Raw genomic sequence first — 22,967 nt, forward strand, 5'->3', positions numbered from 1 at the left:
ACGCCAGTGAGCGACGGGGAAAAAACGCGACGCATGACCGATTATTCAGCATTACGCTATGCAGGAAAGGAGTAATACATGGCCGTATCGCCGTCACTGATCGCCGAAGCCGTTGGCTGGCGACGTGAATTTCACGCCGCGCCCGAGCTCGGATATCAGGAGCAGGAGACCTCGCGCCGCGTTGCAGAGCTGCTGGCCTCGTTTGGGCTGCAGGTACACCGCGGGCTGGCCGGCACCGGCGTCGTGGCGACGCTGGAAAACGGTCCCGGGCCGGTCATCGGCCTGCGCGCCGATATGGACGCCCTGCCGATCACCGAGCTGGGGAGCGTCAGCTATCGCTCGCGCCGTCCCGGGGTGATGCACGCCTGCGGCCACGATGGACACACCGCGATGCTGCTGGCGGCGGCCGCCCATCTGGCGCAGACCCGCCAGTTCAGCGGCACCGTCCACTTTGTCTTCCAGCCGGCGGAAGAGAACCTCGGCGGCGCGCGCAAAATGGTGGAAGAGGGGTTGTTCGAGCGCTTCCCGATGGACGCCATCTACGCGCTGCATAACTGGCCGGGGATCCCCCTTGGCGAAGTGGCGCTCAGCGATGGCGCAATGATGGCCTCGCTGGACGCCTTCGAGATCACCCTGCGCGGAAAGAGCTGTCATGCGGCGATGCCGGAGAGCGGGGCCGATCCGATCGTCGCGGCGGCGCAGCTGATTATGGCGCTGCAGACCATTCCTTCCCGCCGCCTGTCGCCGCAGGATTCCGCGGTGGTCAGTATCACCCAGATAAACGGCGGCGAGGCGATCAACGTCCTGCCGGACACCGTGGTGCTGCGCGGTACCTTCCGCTGCCTGAGCAATCGCGTTCGCGCCCGCGTGCGCGAGCTAATCGAAAGCTATGTGGCGACCCAGCCGCAGGTGTCCGATGTGCAGGGTGAGATTAGCTGGTTCCCGGGCTATCCGGTGACCAAAAACCATGCGCTGCAGGCGCAGCAGGTGCGCGAGGTGGCCATCGCCACCCTCGGCGCGGAAGCGGTGCGCTGGAACCAGGCGCCGTCGATGGCCTCCGAAGATTTTGCCTGCATGCTGGAGGCCTGTCCGGGAGCCTATTTCTGGATAGGCACCGACGGCGAAACCCCGTCGAAGCCGCTACATAACGCCAGCTATGACTTTAACGATGCGCTGATTAGTCCCGGGGTGGCCATGTGGGTGGCGCTGGTGGAGAAACAGCTGCCGGCGGCGTAACCCACCGGCAGCGGCAGAGGGAGCGCGGCGCGCTCCCTGAGGTCAGACGTCGGCGGCGGCTTTCAGTCGCGCCTTCATATCGCTGTAGGCCGTCCAGGCGTAGCGCTCCGCCCATTGCTGGTCGGCTATCGCTTCCACTTTCACCGCACAGTATTTGGTTTCCGGTGTTTTGGAGATCGGATCGAGGTTATCCTGGGTCAGCTCATTGCAGGCGCCTACCCACCACTGATAGGTCATATAGACCGCCCCCGGATTGATGCGATCGCTGAGGTCGGCGCGGGTGATCACCTTCCCGCGCCGGGAGCTGACCCACACCAGCTGTTTGTCAGCGATCCCCAGTCGTTGCGCATCCACCGGATTCATCTGCACCCGTCCCGGCTCGTCGGCCAGCGACTGCAGCGCGGCACAGTTGCCGGTCATTGAGCGGCAGGAGTAATGCCCGACTTCCCGCACGGTGCAGAGCACCAGCGGCCACTCGTCATCCGGGCGCTCCGCCGGCGCGCGCCAGGCGGTGGCGAACAGCTGTCCTTTGCCCGATGGGGTATCGAAGCGGTTGTCTTTATACAGCCACGGCGTGCCGGGGTGGTCGAGGGTCGGGCATGGCCACTGGACATGGCCCATATCGCCCATTTTCTCCCAGGTCACGCCGTAGAACAGCGGGCAGAGTTCGCGCATCTCGTCCCAGATCTGCTGGTTGTTCTCATAGTGCATCGGATAACCCATTTCGCTGGCCAGCAGGCTAATGATCTCCCAGTCGCGCTTCACATTCCCCGCCGGAGGGATCGCCTGTTCAAACCGCTGGAACCCACGGTCGGCGCAGGTGAATACGCCGCCGTGCTCGCCCCAGGAGGTGGCCGGCAGCAGGACATCGGCAATTTCCGCCGTTTTGGTCATGAAGATGTCCTGCACCACCACAAAGTCCAGCGCCTCGATGCCTTTGCGCACCAGGCCGAGGTCGGCTTCAGTCTGCAGCGGATCTTCACCCATGATGTAGTAGGCTTTGATCTCGCCAGTCAGCGCTTTATGCGGCACCTCGGTGATGCGGGTGCCGACCTGGTCATCCATCAGCGCCGGGTCGACACCCCAGGCGGCGGCGAATTTCTCCCGCACGGCGGGGTCGGTGACCTCCTGATAACCCGGGAACAGGTTCGGCAGCACGCCCATATCGCAGGCGCCCTGCACATTGTTTTGCCCGCGGACCGGGCCCACGCCGACGTTCGCCCGCCCCAGGTTACCGGTGAGCAGCGCCAGGCTTGCCAGACCGCGCACCACGTCCACCGCCTGGCCAAACTGGGTGACGCCCATGCCCCACATAATAGTGGCGGAAGGGGCGGCGGCGAAGATGCGCATCGCCTCACGGATCGCCTGCGCGCTGACCCCGACAATCGCTTCCACCGCTTCCGGGGCATAATCCTTCACCGCTTCGCGGTAAGCATCCAGCCCTTCGGTATAGCGTTCGACATAGGCTTTGTTGTACAGCTCCTCCTCCAGCAGTACATAGCCGAAGGCATTCACCAGCGCCATGTTGCTGCCGTTGTTGAGCTGCAGATGACGGTCGGCAATGCGCGCGGTTTCAATGCGCCGCGGATCGCAGACGATGATTTTGGCGCCGTTTTCCCGGGCTTTGATCACCCGGCGGGCGACGATTGGATGGGAGTCGGCGCAGTTGTAGCCAAAGACCAGCAGGCATTTCGAGTTTTCGATGTCGCTGATCGAGTTGCTCATCGCCCCGTTGCCCAGCGCCTGCTGCAGCCCGGCGACAGAGGGGCCGTGGCAGACGCGGGCGCAGCAGTCGACGTTATTGGTGTTGAGCACCGCGCGGGCGAACTTTTGCATCACATAGTTGGTTTCGTTGCCGGTGCCGCGCGAGGAGCCGGTGGTCATGATGGCGCGCGGGCCATGCTTCTCTTTGATCTCCCTGAGCTTGCTGGCGGTATAGCGAATCGCCTCCTGCCAGCTGACCGGCGTGAAGGCGCCGCCTTTCTGGTAGCGGATCATCGGTTGTTTGAGACGGGGCGTCAGGAGCTGCGTATCGTTAAGAAAATCCCAGCCGTAGTAGCCTTTCAGGCACAGCTGGTTCTGGTTGGTGACGCCGTCGGCGGCTTCCGCGCGAATGATTTTATTGTTGTCGACAACCAGTTTAAGTTTGCAACCCGCCCCGCAGTAGGGGCACACGCTCGTGATTTTTTTCATCAGTAACAGACCTGTTAACAGTGAACAGAGGATCGCTGTCGCGCCGGGCCCGACGGGCAACGATCGCGGTAACGCCTGGTCGTGATGCAGACGCAGGCCTGCTGCGCTATGCAGGTCTTGTGCCAGAATTTAATTTGTTGATTTACATGTGAAAATTAAAATGGTGCGATGACGGGAACGTGACCTCGTCACTAATGACGATGACGCAGAGCGCCGACGTCAGACGCTCTGCGGGGGTAAACGTGGCTAGGCGAGAGGGCGGCAGCGGTCGAAGTGCGATTCGCTCAGGCCGACGTCGCGCGCGGCGGCGCAGATAGCCTGCCAGCTGCCGGCATCCAGCGGGATCCCCTGCGCCAGCCGCGCTTCGCGGTTGGCGGCCTCCCATTCGCCGGGCGCCAGCACCGGGGCATCGGCATCGTGCGGCGACTGCTTGCACCATGCGATAAAGGCCTCCGTCTGCGCCTGGCTGTCCGGGGCATCGAACGCGTCCGGGCGCAGGATCACCGTGGTCATGCAGTTAAAGATGGCGTCGACGCTGGTCTGCAGGCTCTCCTGATGGGTGGTTTGCCCCCCGGAGAGCGCGCCGCCGAGCACTTCGCACAGCGTCGCCAGGGCATAGCCTTTGTGCTGGGCGAAGGTGAGCAGGGCGCCCAGCGGCGAGGTCTGCATCACCGCCGGGTCGGTGGTGGGTCGGCCCGCGGCGTCGATCAGGCAGCCGGGGGCCACGGCTTCGCCTTTATGCCAGGCGACGCGGGTTTTACCAAAGGCGATGGCGCTGGTGGCGTAGTCCAGCAGCAGCGGCGGATGGCCCGCGCGGGGAAACACCACGCACAGCGGGTTAGTGCCGAAGCGGCTGTCCTTCCCGCGGAACGGGGCGACCATCGGGTCGCCAATCACGCTGACGAAGTGGATGGAGATCAGCCCGGCGGCGGCGCACTGCTCGGCCCAGTAGCCGATGCGCCCGACGTGATGCGCATTGCGCAGGGCGATTGCCGCCATACCATGCTGCTTCGCCTTTTCAATGCCTAACTGCATCGCTTCGTGGGCGACCACCTGGCCGAAGCCGGCGTTGCCGTCGAGGGTGACCACGGCGCCGGCGTCTTTGGTCACCGTGGCGTGGCGGTTGAGCTGCAGAAAACCACCGGCGTGGGATTTCACGTAGCTTGGGATCATCCCGACGCCGTGGGAGTCATGCCCGGCAAGATTGGCGGCGATCAGATGGTCTGCGACGAGGGTGGCTTCCCCTGAGGTACTGCCGAGATGGGTAAACAGTGAGACGACAAACTGATGCAGATCCGTCGCCAGAAAGCGGTGTCCTGTAGGCACTGATTCTCTCCTGTAGTCTGTTGTTATTTTGTTATGTTTGCCGTTTTATGCTGCGCCGCCAGGCGCAGAAGGTCAAGGGCGGCATCTCCCGGCGGAATGTCACTGCGTCTGTGTCTGCGTCAGGCGACAGGCGATAAAAAACGGGGCCGGGATCGCGTTTTAATTAACGCCATAAACACCACATTTTTAAATTCTGCCAGTGTCACAAAAGCCAGAAAAAAGCCATCCCCGGCGTTGCAAGGGGAGCTGATACCACTATATGTTAAATTTGTGTTTATTAATTGATGATTAAAGGTTGGTATCATGTATAGGAAAATAAGTGGTTTAGTGGTTTCACTGACGGCCGTTTTCGCCTGTGCCGCCTGGGCGGAGGTGCCTGCGGGCTATCCCGCGGATTATCAAAAAACGGTGGATGCCGCCGTCAAAGAGGGCAAGGTGGTTATTTATTCCACCACCGATACCAAAGCGGCCGGGCCGTTAATTAAAGGATTTGAAGCGCAATATCCGGGCGTCAAAGTCGAATATAACGACATGAACAGCACCGAGCTGTATAACCGTTATATCAGCGAGCAGGCCGCCGGGGGCGGCAGCGGGGACGTGGTGTGGAGCTCGTCGATGGATACCGCGCTGAAATTAGCTACCGAATACGCGGAACAATATGCCTCGCCGGAGGTGAAGCAATTACCCGACTGGGCGGTCTGGCAGCAGAAAGCCTATGGCACCACCTACGAGCCGGTGGTGTTTATCTATAACAAACGGCTGATCCCGCAGAATGAGGTTCCGGATTCGCATACCGCGCTGGCAAAACTGATCGCCAGCCAGGCCGATAAATTTAAAGGCAAAGTCACCACCTACGATATCGAAAAATCGGGCCTCGGCTTTATGCTGGCGGTGCAGGACAGCCAGGCCGACGCGAACTATTTTACCGACCTGGCGAATATCGCCAAAGGCGGCCTGACGGTGCAGTCTTCCACCGGCACGATGATGGAGCGCGTCTCCTCTGGCGAAAACCTGATCGGCTATAACATTCTTGGCTCCTATGCCGAAGCGCGGGCGAAAAACGATCCCTCTTTAGGCATTGCCTATCCGAAAGATTACGTGCTGGTGCTCTCCCGCGTTTCGTTTATTAGCCAGGAGAGCGAACATCCCAATGCGGCAAAATTGTGGCTCGACTATGTCTTGTCGGAAAAAGGGCAGCAGATCCTCGCCAGCCAGGCGGATATTCCCTCTATTCGTCGCGATATTGAAGGTAAAAATGATATCGACGGTATGACCGCGCTGTTGGGCAAAGCGTTAAAACCGATCCCGGTCAACGAAACGCTGCTCGATTATTTACAGCCGCAAAAACGTCTGCAGTTTATTAAACAATGGCGCAGCGCCGCCGCGAAATAATCCTCCTTCGGGGCATCGCCGATGCCCCTTATTCACACCCGGCGGGTTTTTTCTCCTGACCAAAGGGATGAACCATGAATGTATTACGCAGAAAGTGGCAGGGGCTGCCGCGCGGCGTGGTGGTGTGCATCACGGCGCTGGTGATTTATGTCCCACTGTTATTTATTGTGGTGCAGAGTTTTCTCTCCGCGCCATTCTTTTCCCGCTCCAAATCGTGGAGTCTGGAAGCGTTCGCCTTTATTTTTACCGACCCGGATTTTTATCTGGCATTAAAGTCAGGTTTTATTCTGGCCTTTGGCCTGGTGATTATTGCCATTCCGCTGGGCGGTATTTTGGCGTTTCTGATGGTGCGCACCGATTTACCCGGCCGGCGGATCATTGAGCCGCTGATCCTGGTGCCGATCTTCGTCTCGCCGATGGTGCTGGGCTTTGGCTACGTGGTGGCCGCCGGGCCGGTAGGCTTCTTTTCCCAGTGGGCGCAGCAGCTGATCGGCTTTGTGCCGTGGAATATCTACTCGATGTTCAGCATTGTGGTCATCGCCGGCTTAACCCACGTTCCGCACGCCTATCTTTATATCTCTTCGGCGCTGCGCAGCGTCGGTTCCGACGTGGAAGAGGCGGCGCGCACCGTCGGCGCTACCCCGCTGCAGGTGATGACCTCGGTGAGTCTGCCGATGGTGCGGCCATCCATCCTTTACGCCTGCGTGCTGCTCTTCTTCCTCGGTCTGGAGGTTTTCGGTCTGATGCTGGTGCTGGGCGACCCCGAGGGCAACATGGTGCTGGCGACCTATCTTTATAAGCTGACCAACAAGCTCGGCACCCCCTCCTACCATCTGATGGCGGCGGTGGCGGTGGTGCTGATCTGCATCACCATCCCGCTGGTAATGCTCCAGCGGCGACTGATGCGCACTGCCAACCGCTTTGTCACCATGAAGGGCAAGGCGTCGCAGGCGCGGGCGCTGCCGCTGGGCAAATGGCGCTGGGTGGCCGGGGCGGTGGTGGTGGCCTGGCTGACGGTGACCATCGGCGTGCCGCTGCTCGGCGTGGCGCTGCGCGCCTTTATCTCCAACTGGGGCGTCGGGGTGTCGCTGTGGGATGAGCTGTCGCTGGCGACGTTCCACAATATCTGGCAGCAGCCCAACCTGCTGCGGGCGATCGTCAACTCGATGGCTATCGGCATCGTCGGCGGCGCGCTGGCGGTGATCTGCTATCTGTTTGTCGGCATCGCCATGCACCGCAAAGCGGACAACGTCACCCGCTTTCTCGACTACAGCGTGCTGGTCCCGCGTGCGGTGCCGGGGCTGCTGGCCGGGCTGGCCTTCCTGTGGGTGTTCCTGTTTGTGCCGATGTGGCTCGATCAGTCGCTGAAGCACGGCTGGCTCTCGGCGCTGCCGGTGGCCGACTGGCTGCGCGAACACCTTATCGTGCAACTGCGTGCCCTGCGCAACACTATCTTCAGCGTCTGGCTGGCCTACACCGTGGTATGGATGGCTTACGGCCTGCGGCTCATCTCTTCGACGCTGCTGCAGGTGGGCCCGGAGCTGGAGGAGGCGGCGCGCAGCACCGGCGCTTCCCGGGGGCAGATCACCCGCCACGTGACTGTCCCGCTGTCGCGCTATGGGCTGATTGGCTCCTGGCTGCTGATGTTCCTTATCTTTGAGCGTGAGTATTCCACCGGCGTCTATCTGCTGTCGCCGGGTACCGAAACCATCGGCTCGATGCTGGTGTCGCTGTGGGCGGCGGGGGCCATCGATATCGTCGCGGCGCTCTCCTTTATCAATATTCTGCTGGTGGTGATTGGCCTTGGTATCGCCCTGCGCTTTGGAGTGAAATTACATGATTGAGTTATCGGTAGAAAATCTGCATCTCACCTATGGCGACAACCCGGTGCTGAAGGGGGTTTCCATGACGCTTGGCCGGGGAGAGGTGGTGTCGCTGCTGGGGCCGTCGGGAAGCGGCAAAACCACGCTACTGCGGGCGGTGGCCGGGCTGGAAAAACCGACGAGCGGACGGATCGCCATCGGCAACCGCACGGTGTACGACGGCACGCCGCGCAGCGAGATCCCGGCCGAAGAGCGTAACCTGGGCCTGGTCTTTCAGTCCTATGCCCTGTGGCCGCACAAAACGGTGTTCGACAACGTGGCCTATCCGCTGAAGCTGCGTAAAGTGGCTGCGGGGGAGATAAAAGAGCGGGTGCAGCGCGTACTGGATCAACTGGGGCTGGGGCACCTCGGCAACCGCCATCCGCACCAGCTCTCCGGTGGCCAGCAGCAGCGGGTGGCCATCGGCCGGGCGCTGGTCTACAACCCGCCGGTGATCCTGCTGGATGAACCGCTCTCCAACCTTGACGCCAAACTGCGCGAAGAGGCGCGGGTGTTTCTGCGCGAGCTGATCATCAAGCTGGGCCTGTCGGCGCTGATGGTCACCCACGATCAGAATGAAGCAATGGCCATCTCCGATCGTATTCTGCTGCTGAACAATGGCGTCATTGAGCAGCAGGGGACGCCGCAGGAGATGTACGGCAGCCCGGCGACGCTGTTCGCCGCCGAGTTTATGGGCAGCAATAACCGTCTGCACGGTAAGGTGACGGCGCTGGAAAACGGTCGTGCGAGGGTTGAAGGCGCCAGCTGGACGCTGTGGGGTCGAGCGGGCGAGGGGGTCAGCGTTGGCCAGCCGGCGACGGCGGTGATCCGCGTCGAGCGCCTGCGTCTCGACGGCGCAGCGCAGGATAATAGCCTCCAGCTCCCGCTGCTGACCAGCATGTACCTCGGCGACCGCTGGGAGTACCTGTTCCGTACCGAAGGCGACGACTTTCCGCTGCGCGCCTACGGAACGGCGCTGCGCGATGCCGAACACTGCCATCTGACGCTCCCGGCGGAGGATGTGTGGATTTTTCCGCAGCGGTAACTACGCGAAGCCACGGAAGGCAAGCATCAGTACGTCGCGCTACGTTCAGGGTATGACAAAAGCGTTTTGCGCCTGGCTGCGAGGCGGGCAGGCCAGTAGGGTATATCGGTCCTGGTCAGCAGCAAGTCGACGGTGGTGATATGGGGACATACTTTTTCGTTTGATAAAGGTTGATGCTGATGCGGAAACCCTGCGGAGTGCAATTATCGTAAATCTGGTGTTTTAATACGCCGCTAAACACAATATGCTGGTGTCTTCCCCACATGCGTGGGGGTGTTTCCTGCAGCGGGACATCATTTAGCGTGATGACATCGTCTTCCCCACATGCGTGGGGGTGTTTCTGTTAAGCATGGTTTTGTCAGAGTATATGGACTGTCTTCCCCACGTGTGTGGGGGTGTGTCTAAAAAAGAAAAACTCTCCGGTTCCCTGTTCGGGTCTTCACCACACGTGTGGGGCCTGTTTTCGTTTGATAAGGAAATTAAAATGAAAAGAGCCGAATTAGACGTTGTGGTTTTAGGTGAGGATTTACCGAATGAAGGGCTGGTAAAAGGAACGCTTGGTACGATTGTGATGGTTTTTAATACGCCAACAACTGGCTATCTGGTCGAATTTTGCGACGAGAAAGGAAAAACAATCGCAATGCCAGTTTTATTCCCCGCCCAGCTAAAGCGCTATTTCACGATTGGTAACCTGAAGTCGCTGATGGTGGAAGGTAATTATCCCGTTGCCGACCCTGTAGACCCAGATGTCATGGCAGATTTAATGCACAAAGTCGCGCCTGCTGAATGGGAGGACAAGAAAAGAAGGGTCTATGAGGATATTCAACGACTGTTGATTAGTCGGCCGGACTACGCGGATATGTTCAATATTATGGATGGGGGTGAGTACAATGGCATGACATTGTACAGCCTGGTGCAGGCAGAGAACGGTGAACCTGCATGGTCGAATATCTTTGTTCGAAACTTTGAGACGCGTATTAACGAAATCTATGTCGATCCGAACCTCAATGACAAAGTAGTGATTGGTGAAGAGGGCATGTCCGTGATTGTCTACAGCTTCACAGATGACCGTTTCGAAATCCGCGATAAAGTCTCCTCGGAGTATGTCATTGAGTCACATACCCACTTCACCGGACTGTTGTCCGCCCTCATTGAGCCGGTCAGCTGAATCCGAGACATCCATACCTTCAGCGTTTCCCACGGAGGTGGGAATTTTTTTCCGCTCAGCTTACCCCGCCAGATGGCACACGGCTTCAATATTGTGCCCGTCTGGCGCAATCACAAAGGCGGAGTAGTAACTGGCGTGGTAGTTTGGCCGTACCCCCGGCGCGCCGTTGTCCTTTCCTCCGGCGGCCAGCGCCGCCTGCCAGAAGGCATCGACCTGCTCGCGGCTGTCGGCGCGAAAGGCAATGTGCAGCGGCGCTGGTTTTTCCGCACTTTGGTAGAGACATAAAGAGGCATCACCGCTGCCGGCCAGCTCTGCACCATAGGTCGGCTCGCCTTCGCCAACCAGCGTTACGCCAAGCGGGGCCAGGGCCTGTAAAAAGAACGCTTTGCTGGCGGCATAGTCGCTAGCGCCGAATTTCACATGATCGAACATATCTTCTCTTCTCCTGTGGATGGGGATCGCCAGCTGAACGCGTTAGCCGGGAAATAGATGCAAAATAGTTAACAACGGTTATTAACTTTTTTAACAGCTCAAAATGTTTAATTATTCCTAATACGAGTATTTACAGACGTTTAATCTGCCATGTACCATAAACAAAAAATAACATTTGTGATACAAGTCACTCTTTTATGGCGCATGGGTAAGCTCAGCGCGGTGTGAATGCCGCTGGTTTACCGCCTCAAGGTTATGGCAGCACCCTTCTCACGATGACATTCCGGTGAATTTCTCTCCGATTTCCCGCGTTTCGTTGAGAATCGTCTACTATCCAAACGATAACCCTATAAATGATATCGCCTCTGGCGATGTTTTATCCGACTTGCCGGGCCGGGCCAGACGCTAAGCGGTTTGAAAGCGCAATGGTATCGGTTCCAGCACGACATTCACTGGGTTTGTCTGCGACAAAAACAGTAATTTTCAATGACAGGAATGTGATGATGTCGAGCGAGAAAACCAACAATTCCAGGCGTGATTTCCTGGTGAAATCGATGGCGCTGATCCCGACGGTGGTGATCGGCGGCGCGGGAGCAGGGGCCATTGGCGTGGCCACCAGCGCGACCGCGCAGGCGGCCCCCGCGTCTGAGCCTGCTTCCGGGAACACGGCGGCGGCCAGCGACTGGAAGCCGCAGTTCTTCAACGATCGTGAGTGGGCGTTTATCAACGCCGCCGTCGCGCGCCTGATCCCAGCGGATGAACTCGGTCCCGGCGCCAAAGAGGCCGGCGTCCCGGAGTTTATCGACCGCCAGCTTAATACCCCTTACGCCACCGGCTCCATCTGGTATATGCAGGGGCCCTTCAACCCCGACGTGCCGAAAGAGATGGGTTATCAGCTGCCGCTGGTGCCTAAACAGATCTATAACCTCGGGATCGCTGATGCCGAGGCGTGGTGTCAGGACAAGTATCACAAGACCTTCGCTGAACTGAGCAACGAGCAACAGGACGAGGCGCTCGGCCTGTGGGAATCCGGCAAAGCCGAGTTCAAACAGCTTCCGGCCTCGCTGTTCTTCACCTATCTGCTGCAGAACACCCGAGAAGGCTTCTTCAGCGACCCCATCCATGGCGGTAATAAAGGCATGGTCGGCTGGACGCTGATTAATTTTCCCGGCGCGCGCGCCGACTTTATGGACTGGGTTGAACGGGGCGAACGCTACCCCTTCCCGCCGGTATCAATTAATGGGGAGAGGGCGTAATTATGGCCACCGTATTGAAAAAAACCGATGTCGCGATCGTCGGCTTCGGCTGGGTTGGGGCAATCATGGCCAAAGAGCTGACCGAAGCCGGGCTCAACGTCGTCGCGCTGGAGCGCGGCCCGATGCGCGACACCTGGCCGGATGGCGCCTATCCGCAGGTGATTGATGAGCTGACCTACAACATCCGCCGCAAGCTGTTCCAGGATCTGTCGAAAAGCACTGTCACCATCCGGCATAACACCAGCCAGCAGGCGGTGCCGTATCGCCAGCTGGCGGCCTTCCTGCCGGGTACCGGCGTGGGCGGTGCCGGGCTGCACTGGTCCGGCGTCCATTTCCGCGTCGATCCCATCGAACTGCGGATGCGCAGCCACTATGAAGAACGCTACGGCAAAAACTTCATTCCCCAGGATATGATCATCCAGGATTTTGGCGTCACCTACGACGAGCTGGAACCCTTCTTCGATAAAGCGGAAAAAGTGTTCGGCACCTCCGGGACCGCCTGGTCGATCAAAGGCAAGGTCGTCGGCAAAGGCCGCGGCGGCAACGCCTTCGCCCCGGACCGCTCAGACGACTTCCCGCTGCCGGCGCAGAAAAACACCTGGTCGGCGCAGCTGTTTGAAAAAGCGGCGCTGGAAGTGGGGTATCACCCCTATAACCTGCCGTCGGCCAACACTTCCGACTCCTATACCAACCCCTACGGCGCGCAGATGGGCCCGTGCAACTTCTGCGGTTTCTGCAGCGGCTACGCCTGCTACATGTACTCCAAAGCCTCGCCGAACGTGAACATCCTGCCGGCGCTGCGCCAGGAAAAACGCTTTGAGCTGCGGACCAACGCCAACGTGCTGAAGGTCAACCTGACCGACGACAAATCCCGCGCCACCGGCGTGACCTACGTCGACGGCCAGGGGCGCGAAATGGAACAGCCGGCGGACCTGGTGATTATCGGCGCCTTCCAGTTCCACAACGTGCACCTGATGCTGCTCTCCGGGATCGGCAAACCGTACAATCCGGAGACCGGCGAAGGGGTGGTGGGGCGTAACTTCGCCTACCAGAACATGACCACCATCAAGGCCATTTTCGACAAAGACACCTATACCAACCCGTTTATCGGCGCGGGCGGCAACGGCGTCGGGGTCGACGACTTCAACGCCGACAACTTCGACCACGGCGCGGCGGGCTTTGTGGGCGGTTCGCCATTCTGGGTCAACCAGGCCGGGACCAAGCCCATCTCCGGTTTCCCGGTACCGCCGGGCACCCCGGCGTGGGGCAGCAAGTGGAAAGCGGCGGTTGCCGATACCTACACCCATCACCTGTCGATGGATGCCCACGGCGCGCACCAGTCCTATCGGCAGAACTACCTCGATCTTGATCCGAACTACAAAAACGTCTTCGGCCAGCCGCTGCTGCGCATGACCTTCGACTGGCAGGAAAACGACATCAAGATGGCGCAGTTTATGTTCGATAAGATGGCGCCGATCGCCAAAGCGATGAAGCCGAAATATATCCTCGGCAGCCCGAAAAACGCCAACAGCCACTTTGATACCACCACCTACCAGACCACCCATATGAACGGCGGGGCGGTGATGGGGGAAGATCCGAAAACCAGCGCCGTTAACCGTTATCTGCAAAGCTGGGACGTGCATAATGTCTTCGTCATCGGCGCCTCCGCGTTCCCGCAGGGGCTGGGCTACAACCCAACCGGCACGGTGGCCGCGCTGGCCTACTGGTCAGCGAAGGCGATCCGCGAGCAGTATCTGAAAAATCCGGGACCCCTGGTGCAGGCATAAAGGAAGGCAGATGATGAAAATGCAATGGTTATCGGCCCTGGTGCTTGGGGCATTGAGCTGCGCGGCTTTTGCCGAAGAGGCGCCTGCGGACAGCAATCTGATTAAGCAGGGGGAGTATCTGGCGCGGGCGGGGGATTGTGTCGCCTGCCACACCAACGGCAAAGCGGGGAAACCTTTCGCCGGCGGTCTGCCGATGGAGACGCCGATCGGCACCATCTACTCCACCAATATCACGCCGGATAAAGAACACGGCATCGGCGGGTACACCTTCGAAGAGTTCGACGACGCGGTGCGCAAGGGCGTGCGGAAAGACGGTTCCACGCTCTATCCGGCGATGCCGTATCCCTCGTTCGCGCGGATCAGTGAAGCGGACATGCGCGCCATGTACGCCTACTTCATGCATGGCGTGGAACCGGTGAATGCTGCCAACAAGGACACCGACATCCCGTGGCCGCTGTCGATGCGCTGGCCGCTGGCGTTCTGGCGCGGCATCTTCGCCCCGACGCCGAGCGACTTTGTCGCCAACCCGCAGGTTGACCCGGTGCTGGAGCGCGGCCGCTATCTGGTGGAAGGCCTGGGCCACTGCGGTGCCTGCCATACCCCGCGCAGTCTGACGATGCAGGAAAAAGCGCTCAGCGAAAGCGAAGGCGATGATTACCTGGCGGGCAGCAATGCGCCGATTGACGGCTGGGTCGCCTCCAGCCTGCGCGGCGAAAACCGCGACGGTCTGGGGACCTGGAGCGAGGCTGAGCTGGCCGAGTTCCTGAAAACCGGACGCAACGATAAATCGGTGGTCTTCGGCGGCATGAGCGATGTGGTGGAGCACAGTCTGCAGTATCTTTCTGATGACGACATCACCGCCATCGCCCGCTATCTGAAGTCGCTCCCGCCGCGCGGCGGCAAACAGACCCCAGCCCCGGTGGAAGACAGCGTGGCGAAAGATCTGTGGAAGGGTAACGACAGCAAAACCGGCGCCGCGCTGTACGTTGATAACTGCGCCGCCTGCCACCGCACCGACGGCGCGGGCTATAAACGCGCCTTCCCGTCGCTGAAGGGCAACCCGGTGGTACAGACCGAAGATGCCACTTCGCTTATCCATATCGTTCTGACCGGGAGCACCACGCCGGCGGTGAAAGATGCGGTCTCCAACCTGACCATGCCGTCGTTCGGCTGGCGTCTGGACGACCAGCAGGTGGCGGATGTGGTCAACTTCATCCGCACCAGTTGGGGCAACAATGCGCCGGCGGTCAGCGCCAGCGATGTGGCGAAGGTGCGTAAGGAGACCGCAGCGCACGATGAGAAGGCGTTAGGCAACGCCGATATCTCGAAGCTGCCGGGGGCCGGACAGTAATCGTCAGGGTTGCGTCGCCCGCGCGGCGCAACCCATACTTAGCCACGACGTAAAATACTGTCTGAATCAAGGAGTTTGCCTTCATGCTGCATGCAGAGCGACTGACCTGCATCGTTGACGATCGACCGCTATTTGCGGCGCTGACGCTGTCCCTCGCTGCCGGCGAGCTGCTGCAGGTCGCCGGTGATAACGGCGCGGGGAAAACCTCGCTGCTGCGGATCCTTTGCGGCCTGGTGCGCCCGGAAAGCGGGGTGGTGAGCTGGCAGGGGCAGCCGCTGGCGAAGGTCCGGGAGTCATTTCATCGTCAGCTGCTGTGGCTGGGCCATAAACCCGGCGTCAACGCGGCGCTGACCGCCGATGAAAACCTGCGTTTCTTCTTTCCATCCAGCCGCCTTCAGCAGCGGGAAAGCGCCCTCGCCGCCGTCGGCCTGGCGGGCTATGAAGACCTCCCCTTGAGCCAGCTCTCCGCCGGGCAGCAGCGGCGGGTGGCGCTGACCCGCCTGTGGTTAACCGACGCGCCGCTGTGGATCCTCGATGAGCCGTTCACCGCGCTCGACGCCACGGCGATGGAAACCCTGACCCGCCGCCTGGAGCAGCACGCCCGGCAGGGGGGAAGCGCGATCCTCACCACTCATCAGCCGCTGCGGCCGCTGCGCTGTCCGTTGCGCACCCTGCGCCTCGGCGGCGACGCGGGAGGCGGGCAATGATGCGAGCGCTGTTGGCCCGGGAACTGCGCCTGGCGTGGCGCAGCGGGGCGGAGATCCTCAATCCGCTCTGGTTCTTTCTGATCGTCATCACCCTGTTTCCGTTCGGCGTCGGCGCCGCGCCACAGCTGCTGGCGCAGATTGCGCCGGGCGTGGTGTGGGTCGCCGCGCTGCTGGCGGCGCTGCTGGTGATGGATCGGTTGTTTCGCGACGACTGGCAGGACGGTTCCCTGGAGCAACTGATGCTCCTGCCGACGCCGCTGGTGGCGGTTGTGCTGGTGAAGGTGGTTGCCCACTGGATGATGAGCGGCCTGCCGCTGCTGATCGTCTCGCCGCTGGCGGCGCTGCTGCTGGGGATGAGTCTGCACGATGCCGGCGTGCTGGCGCTGACCTTGTTGCTCGGCACCCCGACGCTCAGTTTTCTCGGCGCGGTGGGGGTTGGCCTGACGGTCGGCCTGAAGCGCGGCGGCGTCCTGCTGAGCCTGCTGGTGCTGCCGCTGGCGGTGCCGCTGCTGATTTTCGCCACCGCGGCCTGCCAGGCGGCGGCCGCTGGGCTCCCGGTCAGCGGCTATCTGGCGATGCTGGCGGCGTTCTTAACCGCCAGCGCCACCCTGTGCCCGTTCGCCACCGCCGCCGCGCTGCGGCTGACCGTGCAATAATTCGCTGCGCCTGCGGGCGCGGCCATCATAACCGTGTGAGTAAGCGTCTATGTGGAAAGCGTTACATCAACTGGCGATCCCCGAGCGGCTGTACCGTCTGTGCGGATGCTGGATCCCCTGGCTGGCGGCGTTGAGCGCGCTGTTGCTGGTCATCGGCCTGGGGTGGGGCTTTGGCTTCGCCCCCGCGGACTATCAGCAGGGGGAAAGCTATCGGATCATGTACCTTCACGTCCCGGCGGCGATGTGGTCGATGGGGCTGTACCTGGCGATGGCCGTCGCGGCCTTCGTCGGGGTGGTCTGGCAGATCAAAATGGCCGACCTGGCGATCGCCGCCCTGGCGCCGGTGGGGGCGGTCTGCACCCTGGTGGCACTGGTCAGCGGCGCGGCATGGGGTAAGCCGATGTGGGGAACCTGGTGGATCTGGGACGCCCGCCTGACCTCAGAGCTGGTGCTGCTGTTTCTTTACGCCGGAGTCATCGCCCTGTGGCACGCCTTTGACGACCGGCGGCTGGCCGGGCGCGCGGCCGGGATCCTCGTCCTGGTCGGGGTGGTCAATCTGCCCATCATTCATTACTCGGTCTACTGGTGGAACACCCTGCACCAGGGCTCGACCAACCTGCAGCAAACCATCGACCCAAGCATGCGTCTGCCGCTGCGGATCTGCATCTTTGCCTTCCTCATGCTGTCGGTCACGCTGACCCTGATGCGCCTGCGTAACCTGATCCTGCAGCTGGAGCGCCGTCGACCGTGGGTGGTGGCGCTGGTGAATAAAGGAGCTGCCCGATGAGCCCCGCCTTTTCGTCTTTCGCCGCCTTCCTGAATATGGGCGGCTATGCCGTGTACGTCTGGCTGGCGGTGGCCGTGGCGGTCGCCGCCTTTGGCCTGCTGACGGTGCATACCCTGTGGGCGCGGCGGGCGCTGTTCCATGAGGTACGACGCCAGCAGGCGCGCGAGCGGCGGATCGCTGCCGCCCGCGAACACGACAAGGAGGCCGCGGATGCAAGCGCGTCGTAAAACCCGGCTGTATATCGTGCTGGCGGTGCTCGCCGGCCTCGGGCTGACCGTCAGCCTGACGCTGTACGCCCTGAGCAGCAATATCGATCTGTTCTACACCCCGGGGGAAATTATCTACGGCAAAACGGAAACCCGGGCGCTGCCCCATACCGGGCAGCGGCTGCGGGTGGGGGGCTACGTTCAGCCGGGCTCCCTGCAGCGCGACCCGCAAACCCTCGACGTGCGCTTTAAGCTGTATGACGCCCGCGGGGTCGTGGACGTCAGCTATAAGGGCATTCTGCCGGACCTGTTCCGTGAAGGTCAGGGCGTGGTGGCCCAGGGCGTACTGGACGGCGAGCGGCATATTACCGCCCAGCAGGTGCTGGCCAAACATGATGAAAATTACACGCCGCCGGAGGTGAAAAACGCCATGACGCCGGAGAAAACGGGGGCGCAGCCATGATGCCGGAGCTGGGCAACTTTTTATTGTGTCTGGCGGCGGGGCTGGCGCTGCTCCTGAGCGTCTATCCCCTGTGGGGCGCGGCGCGGCAGGACCGGCGGCTGATGGCCCTGGCGCGGCCGCTGGCCTGCGGGCTGTTCGCCTGTATCGGCGGTGCCTTCCTGCTGCTGGTGCACGCCTTTGTGGTCAATGACTTTACCGTCCGCTACGTGGCGGAAAACTCTAACAGCGCGCTGCCGGTGTGGTATCGGGTGGCGGCGACCTGGGGGGCGCACGAGGGCTCGCTGCTGCTGTGGGTCCTGCTGCTCAGCGTCTGGACCTTCGCCGTCGCCATCTTCAGCCGCCGGATGCCGCTCGACGCCGTCGCCCGGGTGCTGGCGGTGATGGGGATGATCGCCTTTGGGTTCCTGCTGTTTATCCTCTTCACCTCCAATCCGTTCAGCCGCGGTCTGCCGCAGTACCCCATTGATGGCCGCGACCTCAATCCGCTGCTGCAGGATATCGGCATGATTTTCCATCCGCCGATCCTCTATATGGGTTACGTCGGCTTCTCGGTGGCTTTCGCCTTTGCCATCGCCTCGCTGTTGGCGGGGCGGCTGGATACTGCCTGGGCGCGCTGGTCGCGTCCCTGGACCCAGGCGGCATGGATGTTCCTCACCCTCGGCATCGTGCTGGGCTCGGCGTGGGCCTATTACGAACTGGGCTGGGGCGGCTGGTGGTTCTGGGACCCGGTGGAAAACGCCTCGTTTATGCCGTGGCTGGTGGGGACCGCGCTGCTGCACTCCCTGGCGGTGACCGAGAAGCGCGGCAGCTTCCGCGCCTGGACGGTGCTGCTGGCCATCGCCGCCTTCTCTCTGTGTCTGCTGGGCACCTTCCTGGTGCGCTCCGGGGTGCTGGTCTCGGTGCATGCCTTCGCCTCGGATCCGTCACGCGGGCTGTTTATTCTGGTACTGCTGATTGTCGCCATCGGCGGATCGCTGCTGCTGTACGCCCTGAAGGGCGGCCGGGTGCGGGCGCGGGTGGAACATACGCTGTGGTCGCGCGAGTCGTTCCTGCTTGGCAACAATATCTTGCTGATGGCCGCGATGCTGGTGGTGCTCCTCGGGACGTTGTTGCCGCTGGTGCATAAAGAGCTGGGCCTCGGCAGCATCTCCATTGGCGAGCCGTTCTTCAATACCATGTTCACCGCCCTGATGGCGCCGTTTGCGCTGCTGCTGGGGCTGGGACCGCTCATCCGCTGGCGGCGCGATGACGTCGCCAGGCAGATTAAGCGCCTGATTATCGCCCTGGTTGTGACGTTGTCACTTTCTCTGGCGCTGCCGTGGCTGCTGCAGGACCGTATCACCGCCATGGCGGTCATTGGCCTGATGATGGCCCTGTGGGTGCTGATCTTCGCCCTGATGGAGGTTCACGAACGGGCCACCCATCGCCACGGCTTCTGGCGCGGCCTGCGCACTCTGACCCGCAGCCAGTGGGGGATGGTGCTCGGCCACGTCGGCGTGGCGGTGACCGTTATCGGCATCACCTTCAGCCAGAACTACAGCGTGGAGCGCGATGTACGGATGCGCCCCGGCGACAGCATCGATATCCATCACTATCACTTTGTGTTTAACGGCGTGCGCAATATCGTCGGCCCCAACTGGACCGGCGGCGAAGGCATTATTGCCGTGACCCGCAACGGCCGCCCGGAAGCGACGCTGTATGCCGAGAAGCGCTTTTACACCGCCAGCCGGATGATGATGACCGAGGCGGCGATCAGCGGCGGGCTGACCCGCGATCTGTACGCCGCGCTGGGGGAAGAGCTGAACGACGGCAGCTGGGCGGTGCGTCTGTACTATAAACCGTTCGTTCGCTGGATCTGGTACGGCGGGGTACTGATGGCCCTCGGCGGTCTGTGCTGCATGCTCGACCCGCGCTACCGGATGCGTAAGAAGCTGCAGGAGGCCTCATGAACCGGAAGCTACTGTTTATCCCGCTGGTGCTGTTTCTGGCGCTGGCCGCCGCGCTGTTCTGGCAACTGATGCGCAACGCCGATGGCGATGACCCGACGACCCTCGAGTCGGCGCTGATTGGCAAACCGCTGCCGGAATTTCGCCTTGAAGCGCTGAATACCCCCGGTCAGACGCTGGACCGACGCACGCTGATTGACGGCAAGCCGTTGCTACTCAACGTCTGGGCCACCTGGTGTCCAACCTGTCGCGCCGAGCATCAGTTTCTCAACGGCCTGGCGCAGCAGGGCGTGCGGGTGGTGGGGATGAACTACAAAGACGATCGGCAGAAGGCGATGAGCTGGCTGCAGCGCCTGGGGAACCCGTACATGCTGAGCCTGTACGATGGCAACGGCATGCTTGGCCTGGATCTCGGGGTCTATGGCGCGCCGGAGACGTTTCTCATCGACGGTCAGGGCATCATCCGCTGGCGGCACGCCGGCGACCTGAACGAACGGGTGTGGCGCGAGGAGCTCCAGCCGCTGTGGGATCAATACAACCGGAGGGCGGGCTGATGAGATGTGCAATGGTCATCCTGCTGGCGCTGATGCTGACCGGCCAGGCGTGGGCCGCCATCGACACCTGGCAGTTTAAGGATGAGGCCCAGGAGCAGGCCTTCCGCGAGATCACCTCCCAGCTGCGCTGCCCGAAATGCCAGAACAACAGCATCGCCGACTCAAACGCGATGATTGCCGCTGATATGCGGCAGAAGGTGTACGAGCTGATGCAGCAGGGGAAAACGAAAGGGCAGATCGTTGACTATATGGTGGCCCGCTACGGTCATTTTGTCAGCTACGAGCCGCCCCTGACCGCGGGCACGGTGCTGCTGTGGCTGGGGCCGGGGCTGTTCGTGCTGGCGGGCGCGGGGGTGATTATCGCCCGCGCGCGTCGTCGCGACATTCCTGACGCGGCGCTCAGCGCCGAAGAGCGCCAGCGGCTGGCGGCATTATTGAAAGAAGGAAAAGAACGATGAGCCTGTTGGTGGTTATCGTCGCGCTGCTGCTGGCTAGCGCGCTGGGGCTGCTGTACTTCCCGTGGCCGGGCAAAGGGGCGGTAGACCGCGATACCCTCAACCGCGCCCTGTACCAGTCGCGTCTGCAGGAGCTGGCGCAGGAGCGCGGCGAGGACAACCCGGCGCTGGTCGTCGAGCTGCAGCGCACGCTGCTGACGGATATCCCACCCCAGGCACAGCCTGGCGAACGCCCGCTAAGCCGCTGGGCGCTGCTTCCGGGCGCGCTGCTGCTGGTGGTTCTGAGTCTGGGCCTGTATCTGAAAACCAGCGATATTGGCCAGGTGCTGCTCTGGCAGCAGGCTGAACGGCATTATCCTGCGCTGTTGCAGCAGGTTAAGGACCCGACGGCGGCGCCGCTGCGTATGGATGAGCTGGCGGAGCTGCGGCTCGGGCTGCGCAGCCATCTGCAGGATACCCCGAACGACCTCGCCGGCTGGCAGCTGCTTGGGCGTCTTGGCCTGTTGTTGAACGATGGCGAGACGGCGATCGGCGCCTTTGGCCGGGCGCATGATCTGGCGGCGGATGACCCGGCGGCGGTTTTCGATTACGCCAGCGCGCTGGTGCGGGCGGGAGATAGCGGTCAGGTTCGGATGGGCGAGTTGCTGCTGCGTGACCTGCATCAGCGGCAGCCGAACAGCCTGCCGGTGCTGGAGATGCTGGCCCTGAGCGCGGTGCGTAATGAAGATTACCCCGAAGCCGTGGCAGCCCTGCAGGCGTTACTGGCCCGGCTGCCGGAAGGGGATGCGCGGCGCGAGGCGATCGTCCGCCAGCTGGCGCAAGCGCAGCAGCAGGCGCAGTAACAGCCCGGCGGCGCTGCGCAGGCGCGGGCCAGGGGCATGCCACCAGAAGAGTACGGGCGGCCCTGTTTTTGTAGGCCGGGTCAGGCGCAGCCGCCACCCGGCAAAATAACGGCACAAGAGTGGCACAACCGCGTAGCCCGGATAAGGCGCCACGCGCCGCCATCCGGGATTTTCCGAGTCGGCGCTACGCTTAGCCGCTAGCGCGTTACGTCTCCTGGTGTCGATCACGCCTGCTGTGTGCCAGAGCGGACGTCGTAATGTTTGTTCAGCTAACACCCGTTGAGCGTTTCATAATGATATCTCTCTGGGGATCTGTCCCAACCTGGAAGATATGTTCACCCACCTCGGTAAACCCAAGCTTACGGTAAAAAGAGATTGCCCTTGGGTTATGTTCCCAGACACCTAACCAGACAATATCCGATCCCTGTGCCGCAAATTCAGCAAAGCACTTGTGTATCAGCGCTTGTGCAAAACCTTTGCCATGATAAGGTTCATCGATATACAGACACAGGATTTCCCCGGCGTGAATGCTATTTACACAGGGAGGAAATGCTTCCCACCTCAGTTGGGCATACCCTATCAGTTTGCTTTCGTATTCGCAGACTAATGTAATCCAGTCTTCTCTGAGGATTTCTTGCAACTGAGTATCTGTTGAATAACTTGCCTGGCAGTGAAGCTCCATATCCTTCTGAGTATTACCCGCCTCAAACGTTTTTCTAAAGGTGCGTTCGGCTAAAATGGCAAGCTCTTCTGCATCAGAGGGACGGGCCCTACGGATTAACATTTATCATTACTCTCAAAAAATAGTCTTACTTTTGCCCGGGTTGACGATAAATATCGGGTCGATTGATTTGCCAGACAAAATCTGGTTGGTTCAATGGGTTATACCCCAGCTTCTGGTAGAGCCAGGGCGCGCTAGAGGTTACCAGCATTATCCGTCGCAGGCGTGACATCACGGGATGGGCGTGACAGCATTCAATCAGCCAACGACCAAGACCACTTTTCTGATACTCGTTCAGCACGTAGACGTCGCACAAATAACCAAAAGTGGCATAGTCGGTGACCAGACGGGCGAAGCCGATTTGTCTTGTTCCATCCAGAAGCGCAAAACAAAGGCTGTTCTGGATTGATATTCTGACCGTTTCAGCATCAATGCCAGGCGCCCAGGACGATTGCGAGAGGTAATCGTGAATGGCTTCCAGCTGAAAAAAGGCGGGATCGGTTGTGACAGTAAACTGGCCTTGGGTAAAACGCAGATGCTGATTATCCACTAAACGACTCCTTGCAAACTTGCTTTGATGAG

General features: G+C 61.1%; 22 protein-coding genes. 17 read left to right on the forward strand and 5 right to left on the reverse strand.

Annotation, left to right across the window (positions count from 1 at the left end; genetic code table 11):
* Positions 1-78 precede the first annotated feature (78 nt).
* Positions 79-1,236, forward strand: coding sequence for a M20 aminoacylase family protein (locus tag N438_RS00965; protein WP_048268522.1), 1,158 nt, complete (start codon positions 79-81; stop codon positions 1,234-1,236).
* A 42-nt stretch (positions 1,237-1,278) separates the two neighbouring features.
* On the opposite strand, the gene fdhF is transcribed toward N438_RS00965, so the two are convergent.
* Both fdhF and N438_RS00975 read right to left on the reverse strand, forming a co-directional pair.
* Complete coding sequence (fdhF, locus tag N438_RS00970; RefSeq protein WP_023322793.1) at positions 1,279-3,429, reverse strand: formate dehydrogenase subunit alpha; 2,151 nt, start codon at positions 3,427-3,429, stop codon at positions 1,279-1,281.
* Between the two features lie 246 nt (positions 3,430-3,675).
* Positions 3,676-4,755, reverse strand: a complete 1,080-nt coding sequence (locus N438_RS00975) for a malate/lactate/ureidoglycolate dehydrogenase (protein ID WP_012967958.1) — start codon at positions 4,753-4,755, stop codon at positions 3,676-3,678.
* Positions 4,756-5,058: 303 nt separating this feature from the next.
* Here N438_RS00975 and N438_RS00985 point away from each other — a divergent pair, with 303 nt between their 5' ends.
* The 4 genes from N438_RS00985 (at position 5,059) to N438_RS01000 (ending at position 10,222) form a co-directional block, all read left to right on the forward strand.
* Positions 5,059-6,147 (forward strand): ABC transporter substrate-binding protein, encoded by a 1,089-nt coding sequence (locus N438_RS00985; RefSeq protein ID WP_012967959.1) that lies wholly within the window; start codon positions 5,059-5,061, stop codon positions 6,145-6,147.
* A gap of 74 nt (positions 6,148-6,221) precedes the next feature.
* On the forward strand, positions 6,222-7,991 hold the full coding sequence (locus tag N438_RS00990) for an iron ABC transporter permease (protein ID WP_063105493.1): 1,770 nt from the start codon (positions 6,222-6,224) through the stop codon (positions 7,989-7,991).
* On the forward strand, positions 7,984-9,054 hold the full coding sequence (locus N438_RS00995) for an ABC transporter ATP-binding protein (protein ID WP_008804521.1): 1,071 nt from the start codon (positions 7,984-7,986) through the stop codon (positions 9,052-9,054). The genes N438_RS00990 and N438_RS00995 overlap by 8 nt, the downstream gene beginning before the upstream one ends.
* Positions 9,055-9,538: 484 nt before the next feature.
* Positions 9,539-10,222, forward strand: coding sequence for a YrhA family protein (locus N438_RS01000; protein WP_023340311.1), 684 nt, complete (start codon positions 9,539-9,541; stop codon positions 10,220-10,222).
* A 60-nt stretch (positions 10,223-10,282) separates the two neighbouring features.
* Here N438_RS01000 and N438_RS01005 read toward each other — a convergent pair whose 3' ends face one another.
* The gene (locus tag N438_RS01005; RefSeq protein WP_116696023.1) at positions 10,283-10,654 is read right to left on the reverse strand and encodes a VOC family protein; all 372 of its coding nucleotides are present in this window, start codon (positions 10,652-10,654) and stop codon (positions 10,283-10,285) included.
* A 500-nt stretch (positions 10,655-11,154) separates the two neighbouring features.
* Between N438_RS01005 and N438_RS01010 the strand changes: the two genes are divergently transcribed.
* The 12 genes from N438_RS01010 (at position 11,155) to ccmI (ending at position 21,664) form a co-directional block, all read left to right on the forward strand.
* The gene (locus N438_RS01010; RefSeq protein WP_017899589.1) at positions 11,155-11,910 is read left to right on the forward strand and encodes a gluconate 2-dehydrogenase subunit 3 family protein; all 756 of its coding nucleotides are present in this window, start codon (positions 11,155-11,157) and stop codon (positions 11,908-11,910) included.
* Positions 11,911-11,912: 2 nt separating this feature from the next.
* Positions 11,913-13,697, forward strand: a complete 1,785-nt coding sequence (locus N438_RS01015; RefSeq protein ID WP_002908285.1) for a GMC family oxidoreductase — start codon at positions 11,913-11,915, stop codon at positions 13,695-13,697.
* Positions 13,698-13,707: 10 nt separating this feature from the next.
* Positions 13,708-15,048 (forward strand): cytochrome c, encoded by a 1,341-nt coding sequence (locus N438_RS01020; protein WP_012541447.1) that lies wholly within the window; start codon positions 13,708-13,710, stop codon positions 15,046-15,048.
* 83 nt (positions 15,049-15,131) lie between these two features.
* Positions 15,132-15,755 (forward strand): cytochrome c biogenesis heme-transporting ATPase CcmA, encoded by a 624-nt coding sequence (gene ccmA / locus N438_RS01025; RefSeq protein WP_012967963.1) that lies wholly within the window; start codon positions 15,132-15,134, stop codon positions 15,753-15,755.
* On the forward strand, positions 15,752-16,411 hold the full coding sequence (gene ccmB / locus N438_RS01030; RefSeq protein WP_012967964.1) for a heme exporter protein CcmB: 660 nt from the start codon (positions 15,752-15,754) through the stop codon (positions 16,409-16,411). The genes ccmA and ccmB overlap by 4 nt, the downstream gene beginning before the upstream one ends.
* A gap of 49 nt (positions 16,412-16,460) precedes the next feature.
* A complete protein-coding gene (locus N438_RS01035; RefSeq protein ID WP_008804529.1) occupies positions 16,461-17,198 on the forward strand; it encodes a heme ABC transporter permease in 738 nt (245 codons plus the stop codon).
* Positions 17,195-17,425: a heme exporter protein CcmD gene (ccmD, locus tag N438_RS01040; RefSeq protein ID WP_002908220.1), complete on the forward strand. Its 231-nt coding sequence runs from the start codon at positions 17,195-17,197 to the stop codon at positions 17,423-17,425. Before N438_RS01035 ends, ccmD begins: the two co-directional genes overlap by 4 nt.
* Positions 17,409-17,867: a cytochrome c maturation protein CcmE gene (gene ccmE, locus N438_RS01045; protein ID WP_004143391.1), complete on the forward strand. Its 459-nt coding sequence runs from the start codon at positions 17,409-17,411 to the stop codon at positions 17,865-17,867. The genes ccmD and ccmE overlap by 17 nt, the downstream gene beginning before the upstream one ends.
* The gene (locus tag N438_RS01050) at positions 17,864-19,816 is read left to right on the forward strand and encodes a heme lyase CcmF/NrfE family subunit (protein ID WP_072125885.1); all 1,953 of its coding nucleotides are present in this window, start codon (positions 17,864-17,866) and stop codon (positions 19,814-19,816) included. The genes ccmE and N438_RS01050 overlap by 4 nt, the downstream gene beginning before the upstream one ends.
* Positions 19,813-20,367, forward strand: coding sequence for a DsbE family thiol:disulfide interchange protein (locus N438_RS01055; protein ID WP_008804532.1), 555 nt, complete (start codon positions 19,813-19,815; stop codon positions 20,365-20,367). The genes N438_RS01050 and N438_RS01055 overlap by 4 nt, the downstream gene beginning before the upstream one ends.
* 11 nt (positions 20,368-20,378) lie before the next feature.
* A complete protein-coding gene (locus N438_RS01060; protein ID WP_014599186.1) occupies positions 20,379-20,825 on the forward strand; it encodes a cytochrome c-type biogenesis protein in 447 nt (148 codons plus the stop codon).
* A complete protein-coding gene (gene ccmI / locus N438_RS28490; RefSeq protein ID WP_116696024.1) occupies positions 20,822-21,664 on the forward strand; it encodes a c-type cytochrome biogenesis protein CcmI in 843 nt (280 codons plus the stop codon). The genes N438_RS01060 and ccmI overlap by 4 nt, the downstream gene beginning before the upstream one ends.
* A 265-nt stretch (positions 21,665-21,929) precedes the next feature.
* Here the strand turns inward: ccmI and N438_RS01070 are convergent, their stop codons facing one another.
* Together N438_RS01070 and N438_RS01075 are read right to left on the reverse strand one after the other, a co-directional pair.
* Complete coding sequence (locus N438_RS01070) at positions 21,930-22,448, reverse strand: N-acetyltransferase (protein ID WP_023297784.1); 519 nt, start codon at positions 22,446-22,448, stop codon at positions 21,930-21,932.
* A gap of 25 nt (positions 22,449-22,473) precedes the next feature.
* A complete protein-coding gene (locus N438_RS01075; RefSeq protein ID WP_038422686.1) occupies positions 22,474-22,935 on the reverse strand; it encodes a GNAT family N-acetyltransferase in 462 nt (153 codons plus the stop codon).
* Positions 22,936-22,967: the final 32 nt, after the last annotated feature.

The organism is Klebsiella sp. GL120222-02 (assembly GCF_003097195.1).
Taxonomy (GTDB): domain Bacteria; phylum Pseudomonadota; class Gammaproteobacteria; order Enterobacterales; family Enterobacteriaceae; genus Klebsiella; species Klebsiella variicola.

Excerpts from the sequence above, each read along its gene's own strand:
- N438_RS00965 (WP_048268522.1), top strand. The coding sequence starts at position 79 with ATGGCCGTATCGCCGTCACTGATCGCCGAAGCCGTTGGCTGGCGACGT.
- fdhF (WP_023322793.1), bottom strand. The coding sequence starts at position 3,429 with ATGAAAAAAATCACGAGCGTGTGCCCCTACTGCGGGGCGGGTTGCAAA.
- N438_RS00985 (WP_012967959.1), top strand. The coding sequence starts at position 5,059 with ATGTATAGGAAAATAAGTGGTTTAGTGGTTTCACTGACGGCCGTTTTC.
- N438_RS00990 (WP_063105493.1), top strand. The coding sequence starts at position 6,222 with ATGAATGTATTACGCAGAAAGTGGCAGGGGCTGCCGCGCGGCGTGGTG.
- N438_RS00995 (WP_008804521.1), top strand. The coding sequence starts at position 7,984 with ATGATTGAGTTATCGGTAGAAAATCTGCATCTCACCTATGGCGACAAC.
- N438_RS01000 (WP_023340311.1), top strand. The coding sequence starts at position 9,539 with ATGAAAAGAGCCGAATTAGACGTTGTGGTTTTAGGTGAGGATTTACCG.
- N438_RS01005 (WP_116696023.1), bottom strand. The coding sequence starts at position 10,654 with ATGTTCGATCATGTGAAATTCGGCGCTAGCGACTATGCCGCCAGCAAA.
- N438_RS01010 (WP_017899589.1), top strand. The coding sequence starts at position 11,155 with ATGATGTCGAGCGAGAAAACCAACAATTCCAGGCGTGATTTCCTGGTG.
- N438_RS01015 (WP_002908285.1), top strand. The coding sequence starts at position 11,913 with ATGGCCACCGTATTGAAAAAAACCGATGTCGCGATCGTCGGCTTCGGC.
- N438_RS01020 (WP_012541447.1), top strand. The coding sequence starts at position 13,708 with ATGATGAAAATGCAATGGTTATCGGCCCTGGTGCTTGGGGCATTGAGC.
- ccmA (WP_012967963.1), top strand. The coding sequence starts at position 15,132 with ATGCTGCATGCAGAGCGACTGACCTGCATCGTTGACGATCGACCGCTA.
- ccmB (WP_012967964.1), top strand. The coding sequence starts at position 15,752 with ATGATGCGAGCGCTGTTGGCCCGGGAACTGCGCCTGGCGTGGCGCAGC.
- N438_RS01035 (WP_008804529.1), top strand. The coding sequence starts at position 16,461 with ATGTGGAAAGCGTTACATCAACTGGCGATCCCCGAGCGGCTGTACCGT.
- ccmD (WP_002908220.1), top strand. The coding sequence starts at position 17,195 with ATGAGCCCCGCCTTTTCGTCTTTCGCCGCCTTCCTGAATATGGGCGGC.
- ccmE (WP_004143391.1), top strand. The coding sequence starts at position 17,409 with ATGCAAGCGCGTCGTAAAACCCGGCTGTATATCGTGCTGGCGGTGCTC.
- N438_RS01050 (WP_072125885.1), top strand. The coding sequence starts at position 17,864 with ATGATGCCGGAGCTGGGCAACTTTTTATTGTGTCTGGCGGCGGGGCTG.
- N438_RS01055 (WP_008804532.1), top strand. The coding sequence starts at position 19,813 with ATGAACCGGAAGCTACTGTTTATCCCGCTGGTGCTGTTTCTGGCGCTG.
- N438_RS01060 (WP_014599186.1), top strand. The coding sequence starts at position 20,379 with ATGGTCATCCTGCTGGCGCTGATGCTGACCGGCCAGGCGTGGGCCGCC.
- ccmI (WP_116696024.1), top strand. The coding sequence starts at position 20,822 with ATGAGCCTGTTGGTGGTTATCGTCGCGCTGCTGCTGGCTAGCGCGCTG.
- N438_RS01070 (WP_023297784.1), bottom strand. The coding sequence starts at position 22,448 with ATGTTAATCCGTAGGGCCCGTCCCTCTGATGCAGAAGAGCTTGCCATT.